The sequence below is a fragment of the Actinomyces weissii genome, assembly GCF_016598775.1.
Classification (GTDB): domain Bacteria; phylum Actinomycetota; class Actinomycetes; order Actinomycetales; family Actinomycetaceae; genus Actinomyces; species Actinomyces weissii.
The window spans coordinates 939,889-961,628 of record NZ_CP066802.1; the positions used below are offsets into that span (position 1 = coordinate 939,889).

Annotated in this window: 17 protein-coding genes, 4 tRNA genes and 3 pseudogenes; 19 read left to right on the forward strand and 5 right to left on the reverse strand. The window is 71.9% G+C overall.

Translation table 11 applies throughout. The features are described from left to right. Positions 1 to 24: 24 nt before the first annotated feature. Positions 25 to 849: a fumarylacetoacetate hydrolase family protein gene (locus tag JG540_RS03855; RefSeq protein WP_200277390.1), complete on the forward strand. Its 825-nt coding sequence runs from the start codon at positions 25 to 27 to the stop codon at positions 847 to 849. Between the two features lie 33 nt (positions 850 to 882). Here the strand turns inward: JG540_RS03855 and JG540_RS03860 are convergent, their stop codons facing one another. Continuing rightward, entirely contained in the window at positions 883 to 2,073 is a 1,191-nt protein-coding gene (locus JG540_RS03860) for a MalY/PatB family protein (protein ID WP_200277391.1), read from the reverse strand. A 184-nt stretch (positions 2,074 to 2,257) separates the two neighbouring features. Here JG540_RS03860 and gltX point away from each other — a divergent pair, with 184 nt between their 5' ends. The 8 genes from gltX to JG540_RS03900 all read left to right on the forward strand — a co-directional run bounded on the left by gltX (position 2,258) and on the right by JG540_RS03900 (position 10,223). Beyond that, positions 2,258 to 3,829 (forward strand): glutamate--tRNA ligase, encoded by a 1,572-nt coding sequence (gltX, locus tag JG540_RS03865; protein ID WP_200277393.1) that lies wholly within the window; start codon positions 2,258 to 2,260, stop codon positions 3,827 to 3,829. 289 nt (positions 3,830 to 4,118) lie between these two features. Beyond that, positions 4,119 to 4,190, forward strand: a tRNA-Gln gene (locus JG540_RS03870). A 72-nt stretch (positions 4,191 to 4,262) separates the two neighbouring features. Then, a tRNA-Glu gene (locus tag JG540_RS03875) sits at positions 4,263 to 4,335 on the forward strand. Positions 4,336 to 4,369: 34 nt separating this feature from the next. Continuing rightward, positions 4,370 to 4,442: transfer RNA gene (locus JG540_RS03880), tRNA-Glu, on the forward strand. Between the two features lie 31 nt (positions 4,443 to 4,473). After that, a tRNA-Glu gene (locus JG540_RS03885) sits at positions 4,474 to 4,549 on the forward strand. Between the two features lie 102 nt (positions 4,550 to 4,651). Continuing rightward, the gene (locus JG540_RS03890; protein WP_200278063.1) at positions 4,652 to 6,322 is read left to right on the forward strand and encodes a ribonuclease J; all 1,671 of its coding nucleotides are present in this window, start codon (positions 4,652 to 4,654) and stop codon (positions 6,320 to 6,322) included. A gap of 5 nt (positions 6,323 to 6,327) precedes the next feature. Continuing rightward, the gene (locus JG540_RS03895) at positions 6,328 to 7,290 is read left to right on the forward strand and encodes a PfkB family carbohydrate kinase (RefSeq protein WP_200277395.1); all 963 of its coding nucleotides are present in this window, start codon (positions 6,328 to 6,330) and stop codon (positions 7,288 to 7,290) included. A 53-nt stretch (positions 7,291 to 7,343) separates the two neighbouring features. Beyond that, on the forward strand, positions 7,344 to 10,223 hold the full coding sequence (locus JG540_RS03900) for a DNA translocase FtsK (protein WP_200277397.1): 2,880 nt from the start codon (positions 7,344 to 7,346) through the stop codon (positions 10,221 to 10,223). A gap of 107 nt (positions 10,224 to 10,330) precedes the next feature. Here JG540_RS03900 and JG540_RS03905 read toward each other — a convergent pair whose 3' ends face one another. Then, positions 10,331 to 11,698 carry a CapA family protein gene (locus JG540_RS03905; protein ID WP_200277399.1) on the reverse strand — a complete coding sequence of 456 codons (1,368 nt, stop codon included), beginning with the start codon at positions 11,696 to 11,698 and terminating at the stop codon, positions 10,331 to 10,333. Between the two features lie 80 nt (positions 11,699 to 11,778). On the opposite strand from JG540_RS03905, the gene pgsA reads away from it, so the two are divergent. The 6 genes from pgsA to JG540_RS03935 all read left to right on the forward strand — a co-directional run bounded on the left by pgsA (position 11,779) and on the right by JG540_RS03935 (position 15,952). Beyond that, on the forward strand, positions 11,779 to 12,393 hold the full coding sequence (gene pgsA, locus JG540_RS03910) for a CDP-diacylglycerol--glycerol-3-phosphate 3-phosphatidyltransferase (protein WP_200277401.1): 615 nt from the start codon (positions 11,779 to 11,781) through the stop codon (positions 12,391 to 12,393). Further along, positions 12,393 to 12,974: a CinA family protein gene (locus tag JG540_RS03915; RefSeq protein WP_200277403.1), complete on the forward strand. Its 582-nt coding sequence runs from the start codon at positions 12,393 to 12,395 to the stop codon at positions 12,972 to 12,974. The genes pgsA and JG540_RS03915 overlap by 1 nt, the downstream gene beginning before the upstream one ends. Before the next feature lie 145 nt (positions 12,975 to 13,119). Then, complete coding sequence (locus tag JG540_RS03920; RefSeq protein WP_200277405.1) at positions 13,120 to 13,533, forward strand: helix-turn-helix domain-containing protein; 414 nt, start codon at positions 13,120 to 13,122, stop codon at positions 13,531 to 13,533. A 116-nt stretch (positions 13,534 to 13,649) separates the two neighbouring features. Further along, on the forward strand, positions 13,650 to 13,868 hold the full coding sequence (locus JG540_RS03925) for a DUF3046 domain-containing protein (protein WP_200277407.1): 219 nt from the start codon (positions 13,650 to 13,652) through the stop codon (positions 13,866 to 13,868). 384 nt (positions 13,869 to 14,252) lie between these two features. Further along, positions 14,253 to 15,458 carry a recombinase RecA gene (recA, locus tag JG540_RS03930; RefSeq protein ID WP_200277409.1) on the forward strand — a complete coding sequence of 402 codons (1,206 nt, stop codon included), beginning with the start codon at positions 14,253 to 14,255 and terminating at the stop codon, positions 15,456 to 15,458. Next, a complete protein-coding gene (locus JG540_RS03935; protein WP_200277411.1) occupies positions 15,458 to 15,952 on the forward strand; it encodes a regulatory protein RecX in 495 nt (164 codons plus the stop codon). Before recA ends, JG540_RS03935 begins: the two co-directional genes overlap by 1 nt. A 186-nt stretch (positions 15,953 to 16,138) precedes the next feature. On the opposite strand, the gene JG540_RS03940 is transcribed toward JG540_RS03935, so the two are convergent. Further along, positions 16,139 to 17,596 (reverse strand): hypothetical protein, encoded by a 1,458-nt coding sequence (locus tag JG540_RS03940; protein ID WP_200277413.1) that lies wholly within the window; start codon positions 17,594 to 17,596, stop codon positions 16,139 to 16,141. A 285-nt stretch (positions 17,597 to 17,881) separates the two neighbouring features. Between JG540_RS03940 and JG540_RS10560 the strand changes: the two are divergent. From JG540_RS10560 to miaB, 3 genes and pseudogenes are all read left to right on the forward strand, one after another. Then, positions 17,882 to 18,115 (forward strand): annotated as a pseudogene (locus JG540_RS10560) (formate--tetrahydrofolate ligase); the annotation flags it as partial. Positions 18,116 to 18,124: 9 nt separating this feature from the next. Further along, positions 18,125 to 18,439 (forward strand): annotated as a pseudogene (locus JG540_RS03950) (formate--tetrahydrofolate ligase); the annotation flags it as partial. Between the two features lie 152 nt (positions 18,440 to 18,591). After that, positions 18,592 to 20,244: a tRNA (N6-isopentenyl adenosine(37)-C2)-methylthiotransferase MiaB gene (gene miaB, locus JG540_RS03955; RefSeq protein WP_200277418.1), complete on the forward strand. Its 1,653-nt coding sequence runs from the start codon at positions 18,592 to 18,594 to the stop codon at positions 20,242 to 20,244. A gap of 46 nt (positions 20,245 to 20,290) precedes the next feature. Here miaB and JG540_RS10310 read toward each other — a convergent pair whose 3' ends face one another. Together JG540_RS10310 and JG540_RS10705 are read right to left on the reverse strand one after the other, a co-directional pair. Continuing rightward, entirely contained in the window at positions 20,291 to 20,491 is a 201-nt protein-coding gene (locus JG540_RS10310) for an NUDIX hydrolase (RefSeq protein WP_234042898.1), read from the reverse strand. A 53-nt stretch (positions 20,492 to 20,544) separates the two neighbouring features. After that, positions 20,545 to 20,661, reverse strand: a pseudogene (locus JG540_RS10705) (NUDIX domain-containing protein); the annotation flags it as partial. Positions 20,662 to 20,772: 111 nt separating this feature from the next. Here JG540_RS10705 and miaA point away from each other — a divergent pair. Next, positions 20,773 to 21,732, forward strand: coding sequence for a tRNA (adenosine(37)-N6)-dimethylallyltransferase MiaA (gene miaA, locus JG540_RS03965; RefSeq protein ID WP_200277422.1), 960 nt, complete (start codon positions 20,773 to 20,775; stop codon positions 21,730 to 21,732). The last annotated feature ends 8 nt before the right edge of the window (positions 21,733 to 21,740 follow it).

The following is a 21,740-nucleotide window of genomic DNA, read 5'->3' on the forward strand; positions in this document are numbered from 1 at the left end:
TGCTGACCGCACTAGGCTAGGCGCATGAAGATCGCGCGATTCTCCACCGGTGACGAGCTGTGCTACGGCATCGTAGAGGGCCTGCCCGCAGACGGTGCCACCCCCAGCGGGGAGAGCCAGGGGCACCTGGTGGTCCTCAAGGGCGACCCCCTGTACACCCTGCCGGAGGCCACCGGCCAGGTGGTGCCCCTGTCGGAGGCGCGCCTGGTCTCCCCGGTGATCCCCCGCTCCAAGGTGATCGGCATCGGCAGGAACTACGCCGAGCACGCCCGCGAGCTCGGGTCCGAGCCCCCCGCTGAGCCCGTCGTCTTCCTCAAGCCGAACACGGCGGTGATCGGCCCCGACGCGCCCATCGTGCTGCCGCCCTGGTCTCAGGAGGTCCACCACGAGGCCGAGCTGGCCGTGGTCATCAAGTCCCTGGCCAAGGACGTCTCCCCGGCGGACGCCGCCCGCGTGATCCTGGGCTACACCGTGGCTAACGACGTCACCGCCCGCGACTGCCAGCGCAGTGACGCCACCTGGGCGCGCGCCAAGACCTTCGACACCTCCTGCCCGCTGGGGCCCTGGATCGAGGTGCCGGAGCCGGGGAATCCCGGCGGCTTCGACCCGGACCAGGCCGTGGTCCGGGCCCGGGTGGACGGGCGCCTGGTCCAGGAGGCCAGCACCGCCCAGATGCTCCACCCGGTGGCCGAGCTGGTCTCCTACGTCTCGCGCATCTTCACGCTGCTACCCGGGGACGTGCTGCTCACCGGCACGCCCGCCGGGGTGGGGCCGATCCAGGCCGGGCAGCGGGTGGAGGTCGAGGTGGAGGGCATCGGCTCCTTCTCCAACCCCGTGGTGCGGCGCTAGGAGCCCCTAAGCCCCAAGACGGGGCGCCGTCCCTCAGGACACCGCCTGGCTGATCCCCTGGATGATCTGGGCCAGGACCGTCCGGCTGGTGGCCAGGTTCACGCGGCAGCAGGACTCGTACCCGGTGCCGCAGGAGCGGCCGTCATTGACCACCAGGCGGGCGGCCCGCAGCAGGTGCTCAGCAGGCGATGCCGCCGCCCGGGTGCCTGCCAGGTCCAGCCAGGCCAGGTAGGTGCCCTCAGGGCGGGTCGGCTCCACCCCTGGCAGCTGCGCCAGCTGCTGGGACCACAGCCCCACATTGCCCCACAGGTAGCCGCGCAGGACCTCCAGCCAGGCCACCCCGTCCGGGCTCAGGGCGGCCACCGCCGCCCTGGCCCCCAGTATGGATGCCTCCATCTCCAGGTGCCTTGACAGGGGGCTGGACTCCCACCGGGTCCGCGCCCCACCGGAGGCAATGAGCTGGGCGCACTTCAGCCCCGCCACGTTCCAGCCCTTGGAGACCGCGGTGGCGGTGAAGGTCAGGGCCGGGTCCGCTCCCGGGCGGGAGGCGTAAGGCACGTGGCGCAGGGCCGGGTCAAGCACCAGAGGGCCGTGGATCTCGTCGGCGAACACCGTGACGCCGTAGCGGGCGGAGAGGCTGGCTACGGCGTCCAGCTCGGCCGCGCTGAGCACCCGCCCCACGGGGTTCCACGGGTTGCACAGCACCAGCACCCCGGCCCCGTCCCGCATGGCCCGCTCAATGCCCTCCAGGTCCAAGGACCAGCGGGGGCCGCCGTCCGCCCCTGAGTCCTTGAGGGCAGGAACCTGTACGCAACGCCGACCGTGCTGTGCGGGAATGGTCAGGAAGGGCATGTACGCCGGGGTGGGCACGATCACGTCAGCACCTGGGCGGCTGTGCCGCTCCAGGACCGCCCGCAGGCTGGAGAGCACGTCCGGCAGCAGGCTCACCTCCTGTGCGGACACCTGCCAGCCGTAGCGGCTGGCCTGGAACTCGGCCGTGGCCGTAGCCACCTGCTGGGCCAGCTGCGGGGGCAGGTAGCCCAAGGTGCCGTCAGCCACAGCCTGTTGCAGGGCCTCGGTGACCACCGGGGCGGTGCCCAGGTCGGACTCGGCCACCCAGGCGCCCAGGGTCCCCGGTCTCCAGGTCCACTTCAGTGAGCCGCGCTGTCGCAGCAGCTCCGGGGTCAAGGTGTCAAAGCTGGCGGTGACGGCGGCTGGGTCCATGCCCTGAGCCTAGCGGCAGCCGGACCCGGCGGCGTTGGAGCGTCGGCGGCTGGTTGGCGTACGGGGACGGGCTCGGCGGCACAGTGGCCGTGTACCTATGGTGCAGGCGGCGTGCCGACGGCGGCGCACGGGGCCGGGGCGGCCGCTGGGGAGCGGTGCGGCACGGCGCTAGGCTGGGGCCACCATGAGTGAAAACGCCGCTTCCGCCCCCGCCCCCTCCGCCGTCGCCAGCTCTCCCGTGAGAGTGCGCTTCTGCCCCTCACCAACCGGGACCCCGCACGTGGGCATGGTGCGTACCTGCCTGTTCAACTGGGCCTACGCCCGGCACGTGGGCGGCACCTTCGTGTTCCGCATCGAGGACACCGACGCCGCCCGCGACTCCGAGGAGTCCTTCAACGCCATCCTCGACTCCCTGGCCTGGCTGGGCCTGGACTGGGACGAGGGCGTGGGCAAGGGAGGACCGCACGAGCCCTACCGGCAGTCCCAGCGCATGGACCTGTACAAGCAGGTGGCCGCCGAGCTGCTGGAGGCCGGGTACCTCTACGAGTCCTTCTCCACCCCCGAGGAGGTGGAGGAGCGTCACCGGGCCGCCGGGCGCGACCCCAAGCTGGGCTACGACGGCGCCGACCGGGACCTGACCGAGGAGCAGAAGGCCGCCTTCCGGGCCCAGGGCCGGGAGCCGGTGCTGCGCATGCGCATGCCGGAGGAGGACATCACCTTCACCGACCTGGTGCGTGGCCCAATCACTTTCAAGGCGGGCTCCGTGCCCGACTACGTGGTGGTGCGTGCCAACGGTGACCCGCTCTACACGCTGGTCAATCCGGTGGACGACGCCGCCATGGGCATCACCCACGTGCTGCGCGGCGAGGACCTGCTGTCCTCCACCCCCCGCCAGGTGGTGCTCTACCGGGCCCTGATGGCGATCGGCCGCGCTCAGGCCGTGCCTCAGTTCGGGCACCTGCCCTACGTGATGGGGGAGGGCAACAAGAAGCTCTCCAAGCGTGACCCTGAGTCGAACCTGCTCATCCACCGCTACCGCGGCATGGTGCCTGAGGGGCTGCTCAACTACCTGGCCCTGCTGGGCTGGTCCCTGTCCAAGGACCAGGACGTCTTCAGCCCCGAGCAGCTCGTGGCGCACTTCGACGTCCATGACGTCAACCCCAACCCGGCCCGCTTCGACCCCAAGAAGTGCGAGGCCATCAACGCCGAGCACCTGCGGCTGCTCGACCCCCAGGACTTCCGCGACCGCCTGGTGCCCTACCTGGCGGACGTCTACCCGGACCCGGCCGACCCGCAGTGGCAGCCGCGGCCCCTGGTCTCCGCCCCCAGCTTTGCGCAGCTGAGCCCGGCGGAGCAGGAGGTGCTCGCTGCTGCCGCCCCGCTGATCCAGACCCGGGTGCAGCTGCTGGGGGAGGCCCGCCAGATGCTCGGCTTCCTGTTCACCAGCGACGCCGAGCTGGTCCTGGACGAGCAGGCCGTGGGCAGGCTCAAGGACTCCGCGTCCGCGGTGCTCGACGCCGCCATCGGCGCCCTGGAGCCCCTGGATGCCGGGCAGTGGCGCACCGCCCGCCTGGAGGAGGTGCTGCGGGAGGCCATAGTCGAGGGGCTGGGCATCAAGCCGCGCCTGGCTTTCGGGCCCCTGCGGGTGGCCGTCACCGGGCGCCAGGTCTCCCCGCCGCTGTTCGAGTCAATGGAGATCCTGGGGCGGGACTCCTGCCTGGTGCGGCTGCGTGCGCTGCGGGAGCGGCTGGGCTGAGCCCGGTGCCCGCCTCCCCCCGGGTCGCCACCTGCGCGCCGGGGCGCCCCCTTCGCTTCCACTTGTGCATTTCGGCGCGAGTGGTGCCGGAATACCGCACCACTCGCGCCGAAATGCACAAGTCGGGGTGGGGCGGTCATGCCCCTTTCCCAGGCGGGGCGCGGTCGGCGTCCGGGGCGCCAGGGCGGTGTGTCTGTGCTCACGCGAGCAGGATTTGCTCCCAGGGGGGTGGGCCTGTAGATTCTTCCCCGCTGCGCCGGACAGGGGACTGGAAGGCGTAGAGCCTCATTGGGGTATGGTGTAATTGGCAACACAGCTGATTCTGGTTCAGCCATTCTAGGTTCGAGTCCTGGTACCCCAGCGAACGCACCCGGTGCCTGCGATGTCCTCAAAGATACTCGCAGCCTAGGTGTGCTCACACAGTTGCATACAGGCCCCGTTCGTCTAGCGGCCTAGGACACCGCCCTCTCACGGCGGCAGCACCGGTTCAAATCCGGTACGGGGTACGCATCAGGTGGTCTTGGTCACCTGGTCCCAGGAGCCCCGTTCGTCTAGCGGCCTAGGACACCGCCCTCTCACGGCGGCAGCACCGGTTCAAATCCGGTACGGGGTACGAGCCGGGAAACCGGTCACAACTGAACAAGGCCCCGTTCGTCTAGCGGCCTAGGACACCGCCCTCTCACGGCGGCAGCACCGGTTCAAATCCGGTACGGGGTACCAGCAGCAGGAGCCCGGCCCGTAGTGGTCGGGCTCCTGTGCTACCGGCCCTGGGAGACCGGCCCGCCGGGCCCGGCTAGAATCAGGGCCGTGACGAGCTTCCCCATGCTTAAGGCCCCCGGTCCGATCCCAGATGGCGCGCTGCGCGTGGTGCCCTTGGGCGGCCTGGGCGAGGTCGGCCGCAACATGACCGTCTTCGAGACCGAGGGAAAGCTCCTGGTGGTCGACTGCGGCGTGCTCTTCCCGGAGGAGGACCAGCCCGGCGTCGACCTGATCCTGCCGGACTTCGACTACATCCGGGACCGCCTGGAGGACGTGGTCGCCCTGGTGCTCACCCACGGGCACGAGGACCACATCGGCGCCGTCCCCTACCTGCTGCGCCTGCGCCCGGACATCCCCCTGGTGGGCAGCGAGCTGACCCTGGCCTTCGTGGACGCCAAGCTCAAGGAGCACCGGATCCGTCCCGTGCTGCACGAGGTCAAGGAGCTCCAGGAGGTCAGTTACGGTCCCTTTGACCTGGAGTTCGTGGCCGTCAACCACTCCATCCCCGACGCCATGGCCGTGATGATCCGCACTGACGCGGGCACCGCCCTGGTCACCGGCGACTTCAAGATGGACTCCCTGCCTATTGACGGGCGCATCACGGACCTGCGCTCCTTCGCCCGCTTCGGGGAGGAGGGCGTGGACCTGTTCTGCGTGGACTCCACCAACGCGGAGGTCCCCGGCATGGTGGGCCACGAGAACGAGATCGGGCCGGTGCTGGACAACGTCTTCGCCGACTCCGACCAGCAGATCGTGGTGGCCTCTTTCGCCAGCCACGTGCACCGGGTCCAGCAGGTGCTCGACGCCGCGGACGCCCACGGCCGTCGCGTGGCCCTGATCGGCCGCTCGATGGTCCGCAACATGGGGATCGCTGCGGAGCGCGGCTACCTCAAGGTCCCTCAGGGCGTGCTGGTGGACGCCCGGGACATCTCCTCCCTGCCCCCGGGCGAGCGTGTGCTCATGGCCACCGGCAGCCAGGGGGAGCCCATGGCGGCCCTGTCCCGCATGGCCCACGGGGAGCACAAGTCCATCAGCCTGGAGCCGGGGGACACCGTCATCTTCGCCTCCTCGCTGATCCCCGGCAACGAGAACTCCGTGTTCCGGGTCATCAACCAGCTCATGCGTCTGGGGGCCCGCGTGGTGCACCAGGGCAACGCCAAGGTGCACGTCTCGGGCCACGCCTCCTCCGAGGAGCTCCTGCACGTCTACAACATCGTCCAGCCCGCCAATGTCATGCCGATCCACGGGGAGGTGCGCCACCTGGTGGCCAACGGGGCCCTGGCCGTCAAGACCGGCATCGCCCCCGAGCGCGTCATGCTCTGTGAGGACGGCGTGGTCGTGGACCTGCTGGACGGCCAGGCCCGTATCGCCGGGGCCGTGCCCTGCGGCTACGTCTACGTGGACGGCTCCTCCGTGGGGGAGATCGACGAGACCGAGCTCAAGGACCGCCGTATCCTCGCCGAGGAGGGCTTCGTGTCCGTCTACGCGGTGGTGGAGACCAAGACCGGCACCATCCTGGCCGGGCCGCATATCCAGGCCCGGGGTGTGGCTGAGGACGACGCCGTGTTCGACGAGGTGCTGCCGGACCTTACCGCCTCCCTGGCTCAGGCGCTGGACTCGGGCAACGCCTCCGCCCACTCCCTGCAGCAGGTCCTGCGCCGCACCCTGGGCCGCTGGGTGGGACGGCGCCTGCGCCGTCGGCCCATGATCGTGCCCGTCGTGATCGAGGCCTGAGAGCCGTGCCGATGCGACGTCCTGCCTGCTTCATCTCCACCGGCTCGGTGCTGATCGACCTGCCCCTGCACGTCACCCACATCCCCGCCCCCGGCGGCGCGGTGACCGCCACCTCCTCCGGCCCCACCGTCGGCGGGGGCTACACGGTGGTCTCCGCGGTGGCCCGCCAGGGGGTTCCGGCAGGGCTGGCCGCGACCCTGGGCACCGGCCCCAACTCGGTGCTGGTGCGGGAGGCCATGATGCGTGACGGCGTCGAGCTGCTGGTGGGTGAGCTGGTGGGCGACGTCGGCACCTGCACCACCCTGGTGGACGCCTCCGGCCGCCGCACCTTCATCACCACCGAGGGGGTGGAGAACGAGCCGCAGATCGAGGACCTGGAGCTCCTGGACCTGCTTGGCGGGGACTGGGTCTACACCACCGGCTACGACCTGGTGCACCCCTCTTCCCGGGCCCTGCTGGTGCCCTGGCTGCTGTCCCTGCCCGAGGGGGTGGGCCTGGCCATGGACCTGGGGCCGGTGGAGTCGGAGATCAGTGACGAGGACCTGGAGGCGCTGCTGGCCCGCGCCACCCTCCTGACCGGCAACCACCTGGAGATCTCCGGGCTCTCCGCCCGCCTGGGCTCTCCTGCCGCCATGCGCGCGGCCGCCCCCCAGGCCCTGATCGTGCGGCGCACCGGGGTGCACGGCTGCGTGCTGTGGCCCGTGGGCTCAGGCCCCCAGGAGGTGCCCGGCTTCGCCCGCGCCGTCGTGGACACCACCGGGGCGGGGGACACCCACACCGGGGTGCTGGTGGCCGGGATGATGAGCGGCCTGGACGTGCTGGCGGCGGCCCGCCGGGCCAACGCTGCCGCCGCCGAGGCCGTGGCCCGGGTGGGGCCGGCGCGCTCACCCCGGGCGGACGAGATCGACCGGCTCCTGGCGGAGGAGGACGGTACCGCCGGGCCACGTGACGAAGCCCCGGTGCTCTAGGCGGCGTGGCTGACAGGCGGCCCCGCCCGCCGCCCACTAGCGTGATAACCATCATGGCTGACTCTCGCTCCCGTGCTTCCAAGACCGAACGCATCACGCCACCGCGCTCCCGTGGCGCTGCCCCGGCGAGCCGCAACAGCCCCGGGGGGCCGGCTGGTGCCTCCCCGGGCGCGGGCCTGCGCTCGAACGCCTGGGCCTTCCTGGTGCTCGGGCTGGCCGTGGTGGTGGGGCTGCGCGAGTGGTTCGGGGTCTCCGGCGTCGCCGGCGGCTTCCTGCACCACCTGGCGGCCGGCCCGGTGGGTCTGCTGAGCGTGCTGGTGCCGGTGCTGCTGGCCGCGGCCGGGGTGCTGATGCTCAGCCGCCGCGCCTCCACCGGACGCCGGATCCGGGTCCTGGTGGGGGGACTGGGAGTGCTCTCGGGGGTTACCGGGATCATCCATATTGCCCAGGGCAACCCCGCCATGGGACAGGGACTGGCCGCTCTGGAGGAGGCGGGCGGGCTTCTGGGGTGGTTCATCGGCTACCCCCTGGCCGTGCTCTTCTCTGCCGCTGGCGCGGTGATCCTGCTGCTCCTGCTTATCGTGTTCTCCCTGCTGGTGGTCTTCGGGCGCACGGTCGCGGACCTGCGGGAGGCGGCCGAGCAGCGGCGCGGCCCTCGGCCCGAGCCGGGTGACTCCCTGGCCGCCCGGACGCTGGCCCGTATCCGTGGGCGCTACCACGCCCCGGAGCCCGCCCGCACCTCCCTGCTGGAGTCCTACGACGGCGACGAGCCCTTCCGCAGCGCCCTGGAGACCGAGGAGCGGCCCCGGGGCAACGGGCGTCGCCAGCGGGGCGCCGAGGCCCGCACCGCCGTCAGGCCAGGTGCCTCCGCCCAGGCAGAGGACCTGGAGGCCGGGGAGCAGGCGGCTTCCGCCCGCCCCGCCCCTGCTCCCAAGGGCCGTAAGCGTCCGCTGACGGGCAGGCGCGCCCCCCAGGCCGCCAGCCCCGCCGTCGTGGACGTGCCCCTGGACCTTCCGGGTGACAGTGAGCCGGTGCTCCTGGACGAGACCGGCCAGCCCCTGCCTGCCGCCCTGCCGCCGGAGGCTGGCACGCTGGGGGCCGGGGCGCGCCTCCGCCCGGTGCCCCCGCAGGAGCCGGACGCCGTCACCGAGGAGCACGAGGTGGTGGCCCCCAGCGCCGACGCCCTGGAGCTGGCCCAGGAGATCGCCATGAGCTCCATGGCCCTGCCGGACGGGCGCACCTACCGCCTGCCGGACGAGTCCCTGCTCACGCCCGGGCCCGGTCACGCCACCCGCACCGGCGCCAACGACGCCATCGTGGCCCGTCTGCAGGAGGTGTTCAGCGAGTTCGGGGTGGACGCCACCGTCACCGGCTACACCCGCGGCCCCCAGGTGACCCGCTACGAGGTGCAGGTGGGGCGGGGCGTGAACGTCTCCCGGGTCACCAGCCAGGAGAAGAACATCGCCTACGCCGTCGGCTCCGACGAGATCCGCCTGCTGACCCCGATCCCCGGCAAGAGCGCGATCGGCGTGGAGATCCCCAACTCCGACCGCGAGATGGTCAAGCTCGGGGACGTGCTGCGCTCGGGGGCCGCCCGCAAGCAGGCGCACCCGCTGGTGGTGGGCCTGGGCAAGAACGTCGAGGGCGAGTACGTGGTCACCAACCTGGCCAAGACCCCCCACCTGCTGGTGGCCGGGCAGACCGGATCGGGTAAGTCCTCCTTCGTGAACTCCATGATCACCTCGATCATGATGCGGGCCACCCCCGAGGAGGTGCGCATGGTGCTGGTGGACCCCAAGCGCGTGGAGCTGACCATCTACGAGGGCATCCCGCACCTGATCACCCCCATCATCACCAGCCCCAAGAAGGCCGCCGAGGCCCTGGAGTGGGTGGTGCGGGAGATGGACGCCCGCTACGACGACCTGGCCTCCTTCGGCTTCAAGCACGTGGACGACTTCAACAAGGCCGTGCGGGCCGGGGAGGTGCAGCCCCTGCCCGGCTCCCAGAGGGTGCTGGCCCCCTACCCCTACCTGCTGGTGGTGGTGGACGAGCTGGCCGACCTGATGATGACGGCCCCCAAGGACGTGGAGGCCTCGATCCAGCGCATCACCCAGCTGGCGCGGGCCGCCGGCATCCACCTGGTACTGGCCACGCAGCGCCCGGTGGCCCAGGTGGTCACGGGCCTGATCAAGTCCAACGTGCCCTCCCGCCTGGCCTTCGCCACCGCCTCCCAGCTGGACTCGCGCGTGATCCTGGACCAGAACGGGGCGGAGACCCTAACGGGGCAGGGTGACGCGCTCTACCTGGGCCCTGGGGCCTCCTCGCCGGTGCGCGTGCAGGGCTCCTGGGTCAACGAGTCCGAGATCCGGGCTGTGGTGGAGCACGTCAAGGCCCAGCTGCAGCCGGAGTACCGCGAGGACGTGATCGTCCCCGAGGTCAAGAAGCAGATCGACGAGGAGATCGGCGACGACATGGACCTGCTGCTGCAGGCCGCCGAGCTCGTCATCTCCAGCCAGTTCGGCTCCACCTCCATGCTGCAGCGCAAGCTGCGGGTCGGCTTCGCCAAGGCCGGGCGGCTCATGGACCTGCTGGAGTCACGGGAGGTGGTGGGCCCCTCGGAGGGCTCCAAGGCCCGTGACGTGCTGGTGCAGCCTGAGCTGCTGGAGGAGACCCTGGCCTGGATCAAGGGCGACGGTGCGGCCCCGGGGGAGGCGGGCGCGCAGGCCGCGCCTGCCCCGGCGGGTGACCTGGGCGGGGAGGACTGGGACGGCGGCCCGGTGGACGGGCACACCACCGTCCTGCCGGACCGCTACGCCGAGGACCCGCTGCAGGCGGGCTCGGGCCTGCCGGAGTCAGAGTCCTGGGAGGACGGCAGCGCCGAGGAGGACTCCGGGGACGCCTGGAGCCTGACCGGCCGGGGCCCCTCCTGGTAGGCGGGCCGACTGGCTGCCGGGGGCCGCTGCCCCGCCTCGGGGGGGGCTGCTGACCGGGTTCCTGCTGCCGGGCCCTGGCTGCGGCCTGAGGCCGCCCGCGCTGCCCGCTACTGGCCGCGGTGGAGGACCTCGGGCCGGGGCCCGCTGCTGCGGGGCGGGGTGTCGCTGTAGGTGCTGGTGTCCAGCGACGCCGTCAGCGCCTGCCAGCGGCGCTCGGCCTCCTGGGGGCTGATCTGGCAGTCGGCCGGGACCTCACCGCGGCGCAGCGCCGCCAGGTCACGCAGCCGGTGTCCCGCGTGGTGGTCCACGGTAAAGGGGTGCCAGTGCAGGGACTCCACCTGGGCGCTGCTGTCCACGGAGACCCGCACCTGGACCCACACGAAGGTCCCGACCGCGGAGGTGATCTCGCCGACGGTCTCCTCCGACTGGTTGGAGAGGAAGTTGCCTGCCGAGTAGGACACCCACATGCCCCGCCCTTCACGGCCGCCGGGGAGCAGCTCGGCGCGCTGGGGCACGTGCGGGTGGGCGCCGAAGAGCACGTCCACCTGGCCGGTGGCGGCTATCTGCCGGGCGTAGTCGACCTGCTCAGCCACCGGCTCAGACAGGTACTCCGCCCCGAGCTGGGAGTGGAGCACCACGATGCTGGCCCCTTCCGCCCGGGCCGCCTGGGCGTGGGTGGCGATGGCGGCGACGTCGTTGAGCTGCACCTCCCAGCCGGTCTCGTCCGGCAGGCCGTTGAGCCCGAAGGTGGTGGAGAGCTGGGCCACCGTGATGCTCCGGCCCCCGCGCTGGAGCCGGTAGAGCTGGTAGGGGTGGCGGGACTCCGCCTCCGAGCGGTTGGTGCCCGCCCACCCCAGGCCGTGGGCCTCCAGCTGGTCGATAGTGGCGTTGACCCCCTCCTGGCCCTGGTCGACAGCGTGGTTGGAGGCGGTGGCGCAGCCGTCCCAGCCTGTCTGGGCCACCCCCTGCACCACCCCGGGCAGGGTGCCGAAGCGGGGGTAGCCGGTGGCCTGGGAGTCGGGGGCCACCGGTACTTCCATGCCGCAGAAGGCCAGGTCCGCGCCTTGTATCCAGGGGGCGGCGTCTGCGACCAGCGGCGCGATGTCGCCGCTCTGGCCGGGTGTGCTCTCCAGCACGGGCAGGTGCATGAGCAGGTCACCGGTGTAGCCGATGGTCAGGACCACCTCCTCTGCCGCCGGGCTGGGCACCGCGGGGGACTGCGTGGCGGGGACCGCAGACGCCTCCGGTGCAGGGTCGGCGGGAGTGCAGGCGGGCAGGGGCAGCAGCGCCAGGTTCAGGGCTGCCAGGGCGCGCAGGTAGCGACGGCGCGAGCCTCCCTCCTTAGGGACGGCGGGACCGGGCGGCTGCACAGCTCCCTCCGGCTGCGCCTGGCGGGACCGCAGGTGGGCTTCCGGGCGGGTTGGCACGGACGGTGTGGCAGGGGCTGCGGGAGAGGCGGCCTCCAGAGCAGGCATGTGACAAGACTAACTTCGGTGGCTGCAACCTGCTTGTCTTAGGTCGGTTTCCCTGCCGGTGGCGGGTAACCTTTACTGGTATGAGCCAGCAGCCCAGAACCACAGCCGCCCCTGAGGCTGCCCGCCGGGTGCCGCTGTTGAACGTGGCCAACGCCTTGACCGTAGTGCGTCTGGCGCTGGTGCCCGTGTTCGTCTGGCTCATGCTCCAGCCGGGTGAGTGGCTCCGGCTTGCTGCCGCGGTGGTCTTCGTGGTTGCGGCCTTCACCGACCAGCTGGACGGCTACCTGGCCCGTTCCTGGGACCTCGTCACCAACTTCGGCAAGATCGCCGACCCGATAGCGGACAAGGCCCTGACCCTGACGGCCTTCCTGCTGCTGTCGGTCTCCGGGATCCTGTGGTGGTTGGTGACGGTCGTGATCCTGGTGCGGGAGCTGGGGATCACGGTGCTGCGTTTCGTGATGCTGCGCAGGAACGTGGTCATGCCCGCCTCGGCCGGAGGCAAGCTCAAGACGACGCTGCAGATGCTCGGGCTGGTCTGCCTGCTCACGCCCTGGGGCCTGCTGCTGCCAGGTATGGCCCAGGTCCTGCGGGGGGTCGGTTACGTAGCGGTCGGGGCCTCCCTGCTGGTCACGGTGGTCACCGGGGTCGACTACGTGCTCAAGGCTGTACGGCTCGCCCGGCAGAACGCCTCCTGATGGCCTCACCGGCTGCTGACCGCAGCGTCTACCCAGGTAACGGCGCGCTGCTGGAGGGCAGAGTGCCTGGCACGGCGGCGTCGGACTCCTCCGCGGCGCTGGCGCGCAGGCTGCTCGTCCTGGCCCGGCAGCAGGGTGTGCGTCTGGCGGTGGCCGAGTCCCTGACCGGGGGGCTGCTGGCGGCGGCCTTGGTGGCTGAGCCAGGTGCCTCACAGGTGCTGCGAGGCGCGGTGGTGGCCTATGCCACGGATACCAAGTCCCAGGTGCTGGGGGTGGACCCGGCGCGCCTGGCCCGCACCGGGCCGGTGGACGCGCAGGTGGCCTGCCAGATGGCCGCTGGCGTGGCTGGGCTGCTGGGGGCTGGGGCCGGCCTGTCCACCACGGGGGTGGCGGGGCCAGGGCCGGCGGACGGGCACCCTGCGGGCACGGTGCACGTGGCCGCCTGGAGCCGGAGCCGGGTCCTGCACCGGGAGCTGCACCTGCCGGGGGATCGGCAGCAGGTGCGGGAGGCCGCTGTCCGCGAGGCCCTCAGGCTGGGGCTGCGCCTCCTGGAGGACCGGCCGGAGAGGGACGGCGGGTAGCGGCCTGGGTTCACGGCTGGGGCCAATCCTCCTCCTAGGTTTCTCTCAGCCAGGGGTCTGAGTATCAGTGCGCCGGAACCGGAGGGGCCCACGCCCCGGCAAGGTACCGGGAATGAATCGCCTTGATGAATGGTTGTGCCGCACGATGAACAACATCTCTTCGAACCGTGCCCCCCGCCCGCTGCGTCCCGCTCCGCGACCGGTGATGCGTACTGCGGCTCCGACGGGGTACCGTGTGGCTGTGGACACCCCAAAGCATGAGAACGTCCTCCTTAGGCGGGAGATCGGTGAGGTACTGCGCGCCGCGCGCCAGCAGCAGGGGCGTACCCTGCGTGAGGTCTCCTCGCAGGCGCGGGTCTCCCTCGGCTACCTGTCCGAGGTGGAGCGTGGCCAGAAGGAGGCCTCCTCCGAGCTCCTCGCCTCGATCTGCCAGGCGCTGGACGTGCCCCTGTCCGTGGTGCTGCGTCAGGTCTCTGACCGCATTGCCATGACCGAGTCCGTGATCCCGGACACGGTGCCGGACGAGCTGTTGCGCCAGCAGGGCGTGACCCTGGGCTGAGGGCGGCGTTCCCAGTTAGTCTTCGGCTGTCCCGTCCCCTGTGGGGGCGGGACAGTTTTTCTCGTCGTCCCGGCCCGGGGGTTGCTGCACCGGGTGGGAACCAGCAGGAGGTGGGCGTGCGGCACTCAGAGTTCTGGACGGCGGTGGAGCAGGTCTACGGCGCCGCGCTGGGGCGGTCCCTGGCCTGCGACCTGGTGCTGGCAGGCACCGGCTGCACCGCGCAGGAGGCCCTGGCCAGGGGAGTCGCACCCCGGCAGGTGTGGGAGGCGCTCTGCGAGGAGACCAATGCCACGGAGACCCAGCGCTGGGTGTTCCGCGAGGAGCGGCGCGGCTAGCCAGCAGGCCAGTGATGAGCCGGGGCAGGGGTGAGGTGGCTGCGTTGACCTGGTAGGAGCCGACCTGCTCTGGTGCGGCCTGGCCTGGCCTGCCCTGGCCTGGGCGGTAGCGGCTGGCCGGGAGGCGGCTGGCCGGAGGTGCGGGCGGGTGTGGACTGGCGCACCTTTGCGGGCAGGGGCGTGTCCAGCCTGATTTCGAACAGGTGTTCGGTTAGGCTGCTGCACGGATGACGTACCCGGTGCCTTGCGCGCAGCCGCTCCAGGTGCCGGGGTTTGTGTCGGTGGTCAGGCATAACGTCGTCTACGAGCCCCGGTGAGGGGACCTCGTCGTCATGGACCAGACCTGCACATCGTGGCCCCGCCACCTGAGACCGGAGAGACAACATGGCTACCGCAACCCAGAACCAGGACCGTGCCAAGGCCCTGTCCACCGCCCTGGCCCAGATCGACAAGGCCTTTGGCAAGGGGTCGGTGATGCGCCTGGGGGATGACACCCGGCCTCCGGTCTCGGTCATCCCTACCGGCTCCGTGGCGTTGGACGTGGCCCTGGGCATCGGCGGCCTGCCCCGGGGGCGGGTCGTGGAGGTCTACGGGCCGGAGTCCTCCGGCAAGACCACGGTGGCGCTGCACGCGGTGGCCAACTGCCAGCGCATGGGAGGCAACGCCGCCTTTATCGACGCCGAGCACGCCCTGGACCCTGAGTACGCCAAGGCGCTGGGGGTGGACACGGACAACCTGCTGGTCTCCCAGCCGGACACCGGTGAGCAGGCCCTGGAGATCGCGGACATGCTGATCCGCTCCGGCGGGATCGACATCATCGTGATCGACTCCGTGGCCGCCCTGGTGCCCAAGGCGGAGATCGAGGGGGAGATGGGGGACTCGCACGTGGGTCTGCAGGCCCGGCTCATGAGCCAGGCGCTGCGCAAGATCACCGGGGCCCTGTCGGCCACGGGCACCACCGCGATCTTTATCAACCAGCTGCGTGAGAAGATCGGCGTCTTCTTCGGCAGCCCCGAGACCACCACCGGAGGCAAGGCCCTCAAGTTCTACGCCTCAGTGCGTATCGACGTGCGCCGCATCCAGACCCTCAAGGACGGGGACCAGCCTGTCGGCAACCGCACCCGGGTCAAGATCGTCAAGAACAAGATGGCCCCGCCCTTCAAGCAGGCGGAGTTCGACATCCTCTACGGTCAGGGGATATCCCGGGAGGGCGGCCTGCTCGACCTTGGTGTGGAGAACGGCATCGTCCGCAAGTCCGGGGCCTGGTTCACCTACGGGGCCGACCAGCTGGGGCAGGGCAAGGAGAATGCCCGTAACTTCCTCAAGGACAACCCGGCTCTGGCCGATGAGATCGAGGAGAAGATCCTGGCGGCGCTGGGTGTGGGCGAGCCTGGGCGACGGGCCCGTGAGGCTGCCGCCCAGGAGGCCGCCGAGGCCGCCCTGCAGCAGGCCGCGGAGGTAACCAAGCCGGCCGCGCCGGCTGCGGGTAAAGGTAAAGGCGGCAAGGGGCGCACCGCCTCCAGCCGGGCGCGTGCGGCCCAGGTGGAGGAGGCTGAGCTGGCCTTCGGTGAGGAGGCTGGAGGCTTCTGATGCCCTGGCTAGAGGCAGACGAGCACACCCGGGAGGTGGAGCGGGCGCGGGACCTGGTGCTGCGGCGGCTGGACCACTCGGCCGCCTCTCGCGCGACCTTGGCTGGGCTGCTGGCCCGCAAGGGGGTGGACAGCCAGGTCGCGGCGGAGGTGCTCGACCGGCTGGAGGCTGCCGGGGTGGTTGACGACTCCGCCTACGCCGCCGTGCTGGCCCGCACCCGTTTCGCGGAGAAGGGTGTGGCGCGGCGGGCCGTGGCCGAGGAGCTGCGCCGCAAGGGCGTGGGGGAGCGGGACATTCACGCCTCCTTGACGCAGATCGGGGCGGCTGAGGAGGACGCTGCCGCGCTGGCCCTGGCCCGCAAGAAGCTGGCCGCCACCCAGGGGCTGGACCCCCTGGTGCGCCGACGCCGCACCCTGGCCATGCTGGGGCGCAAAGGCTACTCCGCCGAGGTCTCCGCCGAGGCCCTCCGGCAGGCGCTGGCCGAGGAGCGCTGAGGACGTGCTCCTGCCAGGACCAGGAGCAGCCGCCCTGGATCAGTCCGGCAGGAGAGCCCGGAGCCGCTGTCCTTCCAGGCGCAGCGGCCCCGCGAGCCTCGTGGCGGCCGAAGGCGGCACCAGTAGGTGCCGCTAGGGTGCCTCAGCACTGGATCAGTGCTGTTTCAGTGCTGAACCAGTGCTGTTTCAGTGCTGAGTCAGGTCCAGGTCGGCAGCCCGGTAGACCTGGACCGTAACGGTGCCCGCCGCCTCGTCCCGGATATTGGTAGTCACTGCGGTTGAGGAGACCCCCACCGCCATCCGCGCCCCCAGAGAGGTGGTCTGCCCGCTGGTCGGGTCATATACGGCGAACTCGTACTCGCGCTGCTGCGCCGGGACCGAGGTGGCAGACGGGGCGGCACCAGCCGTGGGTGCTGTACCAGAGGGGCTGGCAACCCCTGACGGGACAGCGCCCGCCGTCGGGGCGCTACCAGTACCAGCCGTGGGTGCTGTACCAGAGGGGCTGGCGGGGGTGGCACCGGCCGTGGGTGCCGTGCCCACGGTACTGGGGGAGACCAGGAGCACCCGCCCGTCCGGCAGGTACTCCGAAGGCACCATGCCCGTCTGCCCCACCACCTGGTCCAGGCAGAAGGGCTGGCCCTGGGCGGGCAGCACCAGGTTCCCAACCACGGCCGCGCTGGCCGAGGCCTGCGCGTGGATGCCGTCCTCCCGCGCCAGCTCACAGCTGGGCACCTCCACCGGCACCAGCTCCGTGCCCTGCAGGCGGCTGACCGCCTGGGGGCTGGCCGTCACCACCAGGGGCGCCTGCCCCGGCTGGCTGAGCACCCGGAAGGGAGTCGACAGCTCCGCCACCTCCGTGCCCCCGCTCAACAGGGTCACGGAAGCCTGCCCGGACAAGGTGGACAGCAGCCTGCCATGCTTCTGGAAGATCTGCAGGTCCCCGCTGTTCCCGGCAGTCAGGTCCTCCCGGCTGGCGGTAGCCACCGTCATGCCCTCAGCCAGGTAGGTGGCCGAGACCAGGTTGCCGTCAGAGTCCGCCGGGTCCACCTCCACCCCGCCGATCATCGTGGAGGCGTTCTTGAACACTGTGCCCTCCTTGGAGGAGGACAGGCTGATCTGTCCACTGGTCCCGGTGGCGGTGTCGAACCAGGTAACCGGGGAGGCGACCACCGCGTCCTTGTCAGTGTCAGAGTCGGTGGTGTACCAGTAGCCGACCGCGCCGATCCCGTCGTCCCAGCTGATGCGCGGCGTCAGGGCCGACGGATCCGCCTCCTCTGGTGGGGTGACGGTGGCCTGCCAGGCCTCCGTACCGTCCCAGCGCAGGTGGCGCACGTCCAGGGCCTTGGTGCCCGGGTCCACGGTGGCCACGTAGGTCAGGCCGTTGTCGGACCAGTTGGTAAGCGAGTCCACTCCGGTGACCGCCGCGACCGGCTTGGCCAGCCCCCACTCACCCGGGCCGGAGGTCGGCAACGGGGTGGCTGAAGGAGAGGCTGGCTCGTTCGTGGTAGGCGCTGGTGCGGCCAAGGGGGATTCTTGCCCCGCACCGTTCCTGGCTCCGCCGGAGCAGGCGGCCAGGGCCCCGCACAGCAGCAGGGACGAGACCAGGAGCATCGGGGTGCTTCGTCTGGGACTCCGCATACGCATGCCTTTCCTTCGTGTCACCCGAGCGTCAGCAGCAGGGGCCGACGACGGTACGTGCAGTCGCGTGCAGCCGGGTGCTGGCCAGGCTCACAGGACGTTCCCGTCGGCATCAGCAGGACGTTTGGCGGCGCCCGCAGCAGCAGCACCAGCCAGCCTCGGCTGCGTATTGACGCTACCGCAGGGGCAAAAGCAGGAGTCCAGCGACTCTTGCCCTGAGCGAAACCAAATCAGGGATCTGCTAGGCAGGCCCCAGCCCGCACCCAGACCCCTGTAGTCGCAGCACTTTCCCTGGGAGGTGGCTGGGCGTGCGTTCCACCCTGCGCGGCCCGGCCCCCGGGCGGCCAGCCGGGAGCCCCGGAGCAGGCCGCCCACTACGTCGTCGTCAGTGCTATCACCCCCACCCCGCTGGGGGAGGGAAAGACCGCCACCGCTATCGGACTGGCCCAGGGGCTGCGTCGCGCCGGGCACCGCAGCGTGCTCACCCTGCGGCAGTCATCAATGGGCCCAACCTTTGGGATCAAGGGCGGGCCCGCCATGTACGGGGCGGACGGCGTCAGCTGGGCCCCGGCCGCCGCCCGCCAGGTGGAGGCCTGGCAGGCCGAGGGCTGGGGGAGCCTGCCCGTGCTGGTGGCCAGGACCCCGCTGTCGCTGACGGCCGACCCGCAGGCCAAGGGCGCCCCCACCGGCTGGCAGCTGCCGGTGCGGGAGGTCCGCCTGGCCGCCGGGGCCGGGTACGTTTACGCGCTGTGCGGGTCGGTGTCCACCATGCCGGGCCTGCCCAGCCATCCGGCGGCCCATGACATAGACGTGGACCCGGCTACCGGACAGGTGCTCAACCTGCGCTAGCCGCTGGCTGGGACGGGCCAGGGAACGGACGGGGACAGCCGGGGCGTACCAGCAGGCGGGCGAGGTTGGTTGGGGGCGGTACCACGGTCGCGGCCCGGGCCTGTCAGGAACCTCATCCCTGTGGGGCGCGGCGGCTGCGTAGACTCCGCATGATGACCACCACGACTGCCTCGACGACCCCTGTGGACGCGCGTGCCGCCAGCCCGCTTCCTCGCACCTACCACGTGCGCACCCTGGGCTGCCAGATGAACGTCCACGACTCCGAGCACATGGCTGGCCTGCTGGAGCGGGCGGGCTACCGGCGGGTCGAGGAGGTGCCTGCCGCCGCCGCCCGTGCCACCCAGGCCGGCGACGGCGGGGCCGACGTCGTCATCATCAACACCTGCTCGGTGCGGGAGAACGCCGCCACCCGGCTCTTCGGCAACCTGGGACAGCTGGCCGCCGTCAAGCGGGAGCGGCCCGGCATGCAGATCGCGGTGGCCGGCTGCCTGGCCCAGCAGATGGGCCAGGGCATCATCGACAAGGCCCCCTGGGTGGACGTGGTCTTCGGCACCCACAACCTGGACGTGCTGCCCGCCCTGCTGGAGCGCTCCCGCCACAACCAGGCGGCTGCCGTGGAGCTGGAGGAGTCCCTGAAGGTCTTCCCCTCCACCCTGCCCACCCGCCGCGAGAGCGCCTACGCCGCCTGGGTCTCCATAGCCGTGGGCTGCAACAACACCTGCACCTTCTGCATCGTGCCCTCCCTGCGGGGCAGGCAGCGCGACCGGCGCCCCGGCGAGGTGCTGGCCGAGATCGAGGCCGTGGCCGCCCAGGGCGTCACCGAGGTGACCCTGCTGGGGCAGAACGTGAACTCCTACGGGGTGGGCTTCGGGGACCGGGGGGCCTTCGCCAAGCTGCTACGGGCCGCCGGGGCCGTGGAGGGGATCGAGCGGGTGCGCTTCACCAGCCCGCACCCGGCCGCCTTCACCGACGACGTGATCGAGGCCATGGCCCAGACCCCCCAGGTCATGCCCAGCCTGCACATGCCCCTGCAGTCCGGCTCCGACCGGGTGCTGCGGGCCATGCGCCGCTCCTACCGCTCCGCCCGCTTCCTGGGGATCCTGGAACGGGTGCGGGCAGCCATCCCGGAGGCCGCCATCACCACCGACCTGATCGTCGGCTTCCCCGGGGAGACGGAGGAGGACTTCCAGGCCACCCTCGACGTCGTGCAGCAGGCGCGCTTCGCCTCAGCCTTCACCTTCGAGTACTCCCCGCGCCCCGGCACCCCCGCCGCGGACCTGCCGCAGGTGCCGGTGGAGGTGGTCAAGGACCGCTACCGCCGCCTGGACGAGCTGGTGCGCCGCATCACCCACGAGGAGAACGTCAGGCAGGAGGGACGGGTGGTCGAGGTCATGGTGGCCCAGGGGGAGGGGCGGCGCGACTCCGCCACCGCCCGCGTCTCCGGCCGGGCCGCCGACAACCGCCTGGTGCACCTGGCCCTGCCCGCAGGCCTGTCCCCGCAGGACTACGCCGCAGGCGCGCCCCGCCCCGGGGACATGGTCAAGGTGCGGGTCACCCACGGGGCTCCCCACAACCTGATCGCCGACTCCGCCCGCTGCGGCGGCGCCAGCGGCCCCGCCACCGGCAGCGACCTGCCCGTGGGGGAGCGCCTCTGGTACGACGACGGCCCCGCCCTGTTCGAGGTGCGCCGCACCCGGGCGGGCGACGCCTGGGAACGCCGGGAGCAGGAGGCCGCCAGCCAGCCGGAGCCGGAGACCGCTCCCGTGAGCCTGGGCCTGCCCAGCCTGCGCGTAGGCGCCCCCTGAGCCGGGCGGGCGGGGGCCGCAGGCGTGGCGGGGCTGATAGCAGCGCCTAGCCCGCCTGCCGCTGTCGCAGCAGCTCCAGCACCTCCACGGTCAGCGGCGCCAGCTCCGGGGAGGGCCCCGCCGTCAGCGGCACCCAGCGGATCTCAGCGATCTCCGCGCAGGGCCGCACCCCCGCCACGAAGCCGTGCTCGAACACGGAGGCCACCAGGGTGGTCCCGGCCTCGTTGGCGGCCCAGGTGGTGAACACCCCAGGTCCTGCAGCGCCTGCGGGGACAGGTCCACGCCCAGCTCCTCCGCCGCCTCCCGCACCGCGGTGGACAAGGCGTCCTCACCCGGCTCCGGCTTGCCTCCGGGCAGCATGAAGCGCCCGGTACCCTGCTTGCGGACGGTCAGGACCCGCCCCTGCGGGTCCTGCATGACCACCGCGCTGACGATGATGCTCTCTGGGCTCACGGGCAGAGACTAGCGCCCGCTCCAGCAGCCTCCGGCAGGGCCGGGTGCACGCACGGTCCTGGCTAACCTGGGGGAGTGAGAAAGCGCGTCGCCGTCGTCGGCCCCACCGCCACCGGGAAGTCTGACCTGGCCCTGGACCTGGCGGAGGCCCTGGGCGGCCCCCAGCAGGTGGAGCTGGTCAACGCCGACGCCTCCCAGCTCTACCGGGGCATGGACATCGGCACCGCCAAGCTCCTCCCGCAGCAGCGTCGCGGCCTGAGGCACCACCAGCTCGACGTCCTGGACGTGCGCCAGGAGGCCAGCGTGGCCGCCTACCAGCGCCACGCCCGCGCTGACCTGGCGGACCTGGAGGCCCGGGGGCGGCGCGGCGTCATCGTGGGCGGCTCCGGCCTGTACGTGCGGGCTCTCACCGACCACCTGGACTTCCCCGGCACCGACCCCCAGGTCCGCTCCGCCCTGGAGCAGCGGGCCCTGGCCGAGGGGCCCCGTGCCCTGTGGGAGGAGCTGCGCCGCACCGACCCCGCCAGCGCCGCGCGGATCGAGCCCGCCAACACCCGGCGGGTGGTGCGCGCCCTGGAGGTGGCCGCAGTCACCGGGCGGCCCTTCTCCGCCACCCTGCCCGCCTACACCGACGTCGCCCCCACCGTGCACCTGGCCCTGCGCCCGCCCCGCCCGGCCCTCAACCAGCGCATAGACGCCCGCGCCCGGGCCATGTTCGACCAGGGGCTGCTGGAGGAGACCGCCGCCCTGGACGCCCAGGGCCTGCGTGAGGGGCCGACCGCCAGCCGGGCCATCGGCTACGCCCAGGCGCTCGCGGTGCTCGACGGCGTGCTCAGCGTCGCGCAGGCGGTGGTCCAGACCGCCCAGGCCACACGCAAGCTGGCCTCCCGGCAGATCAAGTGGTTCCGTCGGGACCCCCGCGTCCACTGGATCGACCTGGCCCTGGCGGAGGACGGCACCCTGCCCCCCGGGGAGTGGGCGCGCGTGACCGAGGAGGCACTGGCGCTGGTTCGGGCCGCAGACGCCGTCGCATAGGCTTGGCG

Bases quoted from the DNA above. Each gene is read 5' to 3' on its own strand.
- JG540_RS03855 (WP_200277390.1), top strand. From the start codon at position 25: ATGAAGATCGCGCGATTCTCCACCGGTGACGAGCTGTGCTACGGCATC.
- JG540_RS03860 (WP_200277391.1), bottom strand. From the start codon at position 2,073: ATGGACCCAGCCGCCGTCACCGCCAGCTTTGACACCTTGACCCCGGAG.
- gltX (WP_200277393.1), top strand. From the start codon at position 2,258: ATGAGTGAAAACGCCGCTTCCGCCCCCGCCCCCTCCGCCGTCGCCAGC.
- JG540_RS03890 (WP_200278063.1), top strand. From the start codon at position 4,652: ATGCTTAAGGCCCCCGGTCCGATCCCAGATGGCGCGCTGCGCGTGGTG.
- JG540_RS03900 (WP_200277397.1), top strand. From the start codon at position 7,344: ATGGCTGACTCTCGCTCCCGTGCTTCCAAGACCGAACGCATCACGCCA.
- JG540_RS03905 (WP_200277399.1), bottom strand. From the start codon at position 11,698: ATGCCTGCTCTGGAGGCCGCCTCTCCCGCAGCCCCTGCCACACCGTCC.
- pgsA (WP_200277401.1), top strand. From the start codon at position 11,779: ATGAGCCAGCAGCCCAGAACCACAGCCGCCCCTGAGGCTGCCCGCCGG.
- JG540_RS03915 (WP_200277403.1), top strand. From the start codon at position 12,393: ATGGCCTCACCGGCTGCTGACCGCAGCGTCTACCCAGGTAACGGCGCG.
- JG540_RS03920 (WP_200277405.1), top strand. From the start codon at position 13,120: ATGAACAACATCTCTTCGAACCGTGCCCCCCGCCCGCTGCGTCCCGCT.
- recA (WP_200277409.1), top strand. From the start codon at position 14,253: ATGGCTACCGCAACCCAGAACCAGGACCGTGCCAAGGCCCTGTCCACC.
- JG540_RS03935 (WP_200277411.1), top strand. From the start codon at position 15,458: ATGCCCTGGCTAGAGGCAGACGAGCACACCCGGGAGGTGGAGCGGGCG.
- JG540_RS03940 (WP_200277413.1), bottom strand. From the start codon at position 17,596: ATGCGTATGCGGAGTCCCAGACGAAGCACCCCGATGCTCCTGGTCTCG.
- miaB (WP_200277418.1), top strand. From the start codon at position 18,592: ATGACCACCACGACTGCCTCGACGACCCCTGTGGACGCGCGTGCCGCC.